This window comes from Virgibacillus sp. LDC-1, assembly GCF_030137545.1.
In the GTDB taxonomy this organism is placed as follows: Bacteria; Bacillota; Bacilli; order Bacillales; family Amphibacillaceae; genus LDC-1.
This window is the reverse complement of record NZ_JARUVL010000013.1, coordinates 71,231-77,481: the sequence shown is the minus strand read 5'-3', so window position 1 is coordinate 77,481 and position 6,251 is coordinate 71,231. Positions and strand designations below refer to the sequence as shown.

The 6,251-nt window shown below is 38.9% G+C and carries 7 protein-coding genes; 5 read left to right on the top strand and 2 right to left on the bottom strand.

All coding sequences use genetic code 11. From position 1 onward, the window contains the following. On the top strand, nucleotides 1-199 hold a 199-nt coding region (locus tag QBK89_RS11705), incomplete at its 5' end, for a hypothetical protein (protein ID WP_284141232.1). Nucleotides 200-257: 58 nt separating this feature from the next. Here the strand turns inward: QBK89_RS11705 and QBK89_RS11700 are convergent. Beyond that, the gene (locus QBK89_RS11700) at nucleotides 258-1,028 is read right to left on the bottom strand and encodes a class I SAM-dependent methyltransferase (protein WP_284141231.1); all 771 of its coding nucleotides are present in this window, start codon (nucleotides 1,026-1,028) and stop codon (nucleotides 258-260) included. Nucleotides 1,029-1,264: 236 nt separating this feature from the next. Between QBK89_RS11700 and QBK89_RS15125 the strand changes: the two genes are divergently transcribed. The 4 genes from QBK89_RS15125 (at nucleotide 1,265) to QBK89_RS11685 (ending at nucleotide 5,593) form a co-directional block, all read left to right on the top strand. Further along, nucleotides 1,265-1,408, top strand: a complete 144-nt coding sequence (locus QBK89_RS15125) for a VOC family protein (protein ID WP_443089792.1) — start codon at nucleotides 1,265-1,267, stop codon at nucleotides 1,406-1,408. 327 nt (nucleotides 1,409-1,735) lie between these two features. Next, nucleotides 1,736-2,884, top strand: coding sequence for a CaiB/BaiF CoA transferase family protein (locus QBK89_RS11695; RefSeq protein WP_284141230.1), 1,149 nt, complete (start codon nucleotides 1,736-1,738; stop codon nucleotides 2,882-2,884). Between the two features lie 18 nt (nucleotides 2,885-2,902). Beyond that, a complete protein-coding gene (locus QBK89_RS11690) occupies nucleotides 2,903-4,108 on the top strand; it encodes an acyl-CoA dehydrogenase family protein (RefSeq protein WP_284141229.1) in 1,206 nt (401 codons plus the stop codon). 36 nt (nucleotides 4,109-4,144) lie between these two features. Then, nucleotides 4,145-5,593, top strand: a complete 1,449-nt coding sequence (locus QBK89_RS11685; RefSeq protein WP_284141228.1) for an NAD-dependent succinate-semialdehyde dehydrogenase — start codon at nucleotides 4,145-4,147, stop codon at nucleotides 5,591-5,593. An 82-nt stretch (nucleotides 5,594-5,675) separates the two neighbouring features. On the opposite strand, the gene QBK89_RS11680 is transcribed toward QBK89_RS11685, so the two are convergent. Next, nucleotides 5,676-6,233: a hypothetical protein gene (locus QBK89_RS11680; protein ID WP_284141227.1), complete on the bottom strand. Its 558-nt coding sequence runs from the start codon at nucleotides 6,231-6,233 to the stop codon at nucleotides 5,676-5,678. Nucleotides 6,234-6,251: the final 18 nt, after the last annotated feature.

The window sequence follows — 6,251 nt, the reverse complement described above, 5'->3', positions numbered from 1 at the left end:
TCGCTTTGACTTGGTCAATAGAATAACCTCCCAATCGCTATATTTTTATCTTACAATAAAAAAACTGAACTGCGAAGCAAGAGCCGTACGCTCTCCTACTTACACAGTTCAGTTTACACTCCCAACTGGTGTTGGATTAGCAGGGTTCATTTACAAATACACAACAATCGTTTTGATATTATTATTTTTAATAGAGTAAAAGGCAATATTTAAATAGAATAAAAGTGCATTATTTGAAATGTAAAGAGCGTACAGAACTACTTTATTTTTTCACATACATATATCATTTCATAACTATCATTCGTTATAGGTGTTTCATTCCAATCTTTATAAACATTCAATATCTTAAATCCATTTGCTAATAAAATTCGTTCCATTTCTTTTGGAAATACGTATCTAAGACTTATGTTTGTCCTTCTTTCATTTACAATTTCGCCATCATTGTTTTTGTATTTCCTAATAGTCTCGTAGTTCTGAACTTGGTTTAAGCTATCATAGTCACTAATAGTATATACATCAACTTCATTTAAAGTTTCACTATCAAAATAAGTTCTCCAATATTCCTCCGAACTGGGTTGTAATAACTCTTCTACACTTGGAAACCTTGTGCCAAAAATGAATTTCCCACCAACTTCTAAATGTCTGTTTACAGAAGACAATAGACCATCTTGACTCTCATTTGTTAGGAAATGTTGAAATGAGTTTCCAGTTGTATATATCAAACTACTCTTAAGATTCAAATTAAGTTGGGTGCAATCCTGTTCTACCCATTCTATTGGAAGATTATTCTTAGATGATTTATTTTTGGCTTGATCTAGCATACCACTATGTATGTCTACCCCAATAAGTTTATATCCTTTATTCGCTAACGGAATTGTTGCTCTACCTGTTCCACAAGCCAAATCAATTATAGTACCTTGTTGCTTCGATGCCCACTTTAATAGAAATGGGATATCTTCATTGTACGATTCATTTTCTTGATCATATAATATAGGGTCATTATATTCTTCAGAATTATCTAGTACCATCTTCTTCTCCTTAAAATATATATTTTAATACTCTAGTTATCCCCTATTTTATCATAATTTTCTAGGTCTTCTTTAGTTACGACGGTTTCAAAATGACTATTTTAAATCAAATAGAACATTCATACTTAGCTTATTTCTTATTTCATTGAACGCAAACAGCCTAGGAATGCTCTTTCCATGGTCGCTTAGAAGAGAACATTAATGCAGCCTATAATTAAGATAATAAAACTACAGGCGTGGTATTAGGTTTGCGAACTGCAGATATTTATGAAACCGTCAAACGCTTAAAGGAGAAAGAAGTCAATTTTATTATAGGAGAACCAACAAATTGTCCTCTAGGAAAATATATTAGTTTCCGAGATCCCTTTGGGAATATTTAAGAATACCTCCAATTTGAAACGACGTAAACATTTCAATTTTCTCAAAAACATTTACAAATTATTCAGAATACATTACACTAAACGGTAGAATCATGTGAAGGCGTTCGCAGCGTCTACCTCCATGATCAAATCATTTGTTACTTATCATTCATACTATACGAGCATCTGCCGAGTCTGTTCACACTTGCCTTCAAGCTGTGTTCCAACAGATAAACAGCCAGTTCAACTTGCCATGCAGCTCACTGCATTCAATTTGAATTGGCTTTTTTATTGCCTTTTGCCTGATGCGCACCGTAAACAAAGATAAGAAAGAAAGGAGTGTACAATGTGGCAGGAGCATTAACACATATCCGGGTTCTCGATCTTTCTCGCGTTTTGGCAGGACCCTATTGCACTATGATTCTAGGTGATCTTGGTGCTGAAGTGATTAAAGTAGAAGCTCCAGGAGGCAGTGATGAAACAAGGAAATGGGGACCACCCTTTCAAAATGATGTTAGCGCATATTATTTATGTGCAAACCGCAACAAGAAAAGCATAACGATCAATTTAAAAACCGAGGAAGGTATTGCTGTCATTAAAGAACTTGTAGCTGAAAGTGACGTCATCATCCACAACTTTAAGACAGGCACAATGGAAAAGTTCGGCTTGGATTATGCTACCTTATCGGATATTAATCCTCAGCTTATCTATTGTTCGATTACTGGATTCGGTGAAACGGGACCATACAAAGCATTACCTGGCTATGATTTTATTATTCAAGCAATGAGTGGAATCATGAGCATTACTGGTAATGCAGATAGCGGACCACAAAAAATGGGAGTTGCCATCACGGATATTTTAACTGGGCTTTATGCATGTATTGGCATTCAAGGCGCATTACTCGAACGCAGTCAATCTGGAAAAGGACAAAAACTCGATATTTCTTTATATGAATCAGCAGTAAGCGCACTTGTCAATATTGGAAGCAATTACTTAATGTCTGGAGAGGTGCCAACAAGGCTAGGGAATCATCATGCAAACATTGTCCCGTATCAAACATTCGAGACATTTGATGGTGAAATGGTCATTGCGGTTGGAAATGATCAGCAATTCAAGACCTTATGCGCAATTCTAGGGAAACCCGAATACGGAGAAGACGAACGCTTTCGAACAAACCCGAAGCGGGTAGCACATCGAACGGAATTAGTGCCCTTGCTTCAGAATATATTTAAAACAAAGCCAACAGAATATTGGCTAAATCAATGTCACGAAAGCAATATTCCTTGTGGACCAATTCAGCAATTAAGTGATGTAACCCAAGATCCACAGCTCCTAGCACGAAACATGTTTGTCGAGCTAATGCATCCAACCGCTGGACCGATTAAGCTGATCGGAAGTCCACTACATTTTTCTCGAACTCCAGTTTCATTTAGACAGCATCCACCAATTGCTGGTGAGCACAATGTGCAATTTGGAATTAATAAATCGTATTCATAAAATAGGAGATGATTGATAATGAATTTTCAATTTACCGAAGAACAGCAATTGTTACGGCAAACAGTCCGTAGCTTTGTAGACAAAGAAATCATGCCCCATATTACAGCATGGGACCGGGAAGGAAAATTTGATCCGGACATTTATACAAAACTAGCAGCACTTGGACTAATGGGAGTCTGTATTCCTGAAGCGTATGGAGGAAGTGGCATGGATTACAATTCCCTCGCAATTGTTTGTGAAGAGCTAGAACGAGGGGATACTGCTTTTCGCACGGCAGTTTCTGTTCATACCGGACTAAACAGTATGACACTCCTGCAGTGGGGATCTGAAGCGCAAAAGGAAAAATATCTTGTCCCACAGGCAAAAGGGGAGAAAATCGGTGCGTTTGGCTTAACAGAGCCTGGTGCAGGTTCAGATGTTGCCTCTCTTCAGTCTACGGCAGTTAAAGCGGATGAATATTATATTTTAAACGGGCAAAAAACATGGATTTCGCTTTGTGATACTGCAGATCACTTTCTCGTTTTTGCGTATACGGATAAATCAAAAAAGCATCATGGTATTTCAGCATTTATCGTAGAAAGAACATGGGAAGGCTTTTCCTCGAAGGCTCAAAAAGGAAAGCTTGGAATACGTGCTGGTAATACGGGCGAAATCTTTTTCGACAATATCAAGGTTCCTAAAGAAAACCTCCTTGGTGAAGAAGGAGAAGGCTTTAAAATAGCAATGTCGGCCCTAGATAATGGACGATTTACGGTTGCCGCAGGTGCAGTCGGTCAAATTATGGCTTGCTTAGAAGCGAGTGTTAGTTATTGTCATGAACGTGAAACCTTTGGTAAACCAATAGGAAAGCATCAGCTTGTCCAGCAAATGATCGCCAAAATGGAGGCAGGCCTACAAATGAGTCGCTTATTAGTCTACCGAGCTGGCGAACTAAAAAATAGTGGCAAAAGGAATACCCGAGAAACGTCACTCGCAAAATGGCAAGCATGTGATTTCGCCAACCAAGCTGCGGATGATGCGGTGCAAATTCACGGAGCCTATGGCTTTTCAGATGAATATCCTGTTGAACGGTATTTACGAAACTCGAAAGCACCTGTTATTTATGAAGGAACGCGAGAAATTCATACAGTGATGCAAGCAGAATACGTGCTTGGTTATCGCAAGGATAAAGAGCTGAATAAAATGCTGCCAGCTTGGGAAGGCCAAACCGAATCAGTGAAGTAAAAGAAAATCTACTTATCTTTTTTTAGGAGGGTGAAGATGCTAGAAGCACAAACAAAGAGTATCTTTATTAATGGACAATGGAAAGAGCTAGAGCCTGGAAAAACCACGCCTATTTATAATCCAGCTACATTAGAAAAACTGACTGAAGTTGCATTCGGTGCAGAACAGGAAGCATTGGAAGCGATCATGGCAGCGGATCAAGCATTTCCAATGTGGAGCGAAATGACTGGACGCAAACGGTCTCGCATCTTATATAAAGCAGCCCAACTAATGTTACAGGATGCCGATCGATTAGGAGAAATTCTAACTGCAGAACAAGGAAAACCGCTAAAGGAAGCGATTGGAGAGGTCAAAGGAGCAGCAAGCTTTTTATTATGGTACGCAGAGGAAGCAAGCAGAAGCTATGGGGAATGGATTCCATCCTCCATTCCTACAAAACGAATGCTTGTTATCCCAAAACCAATCGGAGTAGTTGCAGCCATCACACCATGGAACTTTCCATCGTCTATGATTACTCGTAAATTAGCTCCAGCATTAGCAGCAGGCTGCACGGTAGTATTAAAGCCATCACCCGAAACTCCACTTTCGGCAATCGAAATCATTAAAATCTTTGAAGAAGCCGGAATGCCACCAGGTGTAGTAAATATGGTAACAGGTGATGCCGATGCGATTGGCAAAGCGATGCTGACCAATAAGGCGGTTAAATTGATCACCTTTACAGGATCAACGAAAGTGGGCAAATATTTAATGCGTGAAAGTGCAACGCAATTGAAGAAAGTATCTCTTGAGCTTGGTGGTCATGCCCCACTTATCGTATTCGAGGATGCAGACTTAGATAAAGCTGCGAATCTTGCTTTAGCAAGTAAGTTTAGAAATAGTGGGCAAACATGTATTTGTGCAAATAGGCTTTATGTGCATGAAGCAGTTGCAACAGAATTTCTCGACAAGCTTCAAGAAAAGGTTGAAGGATTGAAGGTTGGCTCCGGAATGGAGGAAGATACAGATTTAGGGCCTTTAATTAGCGAGCAAGCATGTGCGAAAGTGCAAGCACATTTAAATGACGCACTAAAAAAGGGAGCTAAAATCATTGCAGGTGGGAATGATTGGACCGGGGATTTAAAAGGATATTTTTGCTCGCCTACGGTGATTGCAGATGTATCCGATGATATGCTTGTCATGCATGAAGAAACGTTTGGCCCGTTATTTCCTGTTCAAACATTTCAAGCTGAAACGGAAGTTATCCAGAAAGCAAACAATACCGATTATGGGCTTGCCGCCTACATTTTCACAGAAAACACAAGTCGAACTCTAAGAGTAGCAGAAAAGCTCGATTACGGCATTGTCGGGGTAAATGATGTCTTTCCAGCCACTGCAGAAGCACCATTCGGCGGAATCAAACAATCTGGGAATGGCAAGGAAGGCGGTCATCATGGAATGGATGAATTTCTGGAAAAGAAATTTGTCTCAATTGGTGTAGAGCGATAGGGTCAATCGATTGCAAGTTTGATAAACTAATAAATTCCATCCACAGAATAGAAAAAGGGCTAATTTTGTGATTAGCCCTTTTTTACCCTTCTCCCTTTAACCATTGTTTCACTTTTTTATCCATCGCTAATTGTAATTCTCCTACATCTCCACTATCTTGTGTAACAAGCTCTAAGTATTTTTTGGGGAACATCTTTCTTAAAGAGGACGAATACAAACTCCCGTCTTTTGGTTCTTTATATTCGATAACAGTAAAGCTATCTTCCTTTTTGCTTAACCGAATCATCGCAGGCAATGAATGACCTGATTGGTTTTCTATTCCAGTAGCTTTACTATAGCCACCATAATAAGACCATAGATAAACAGTTAGGATCTCATCTTTTTCACTCGTTCCATATACTTTATGGACTTCAAATTGCTTTTCTGTGTTTGCATACGTGTCGGCATATTTTTGAATAATGTAATCTGAAATAACATCATTCATCTCTTCGGTTATTTGTTCGTCTCCATCCTTTAAATTCAATTCTTTTTCATCATTGCATCCCGTTAAAAATACTACTCCCATTAGCAATAAGACAAAACATGACATTAGTCTGCTCAAAGCCATCTCACTCTCCATGTAGGCAATTTTATATTTCATAAGGATACATGCTTCTAT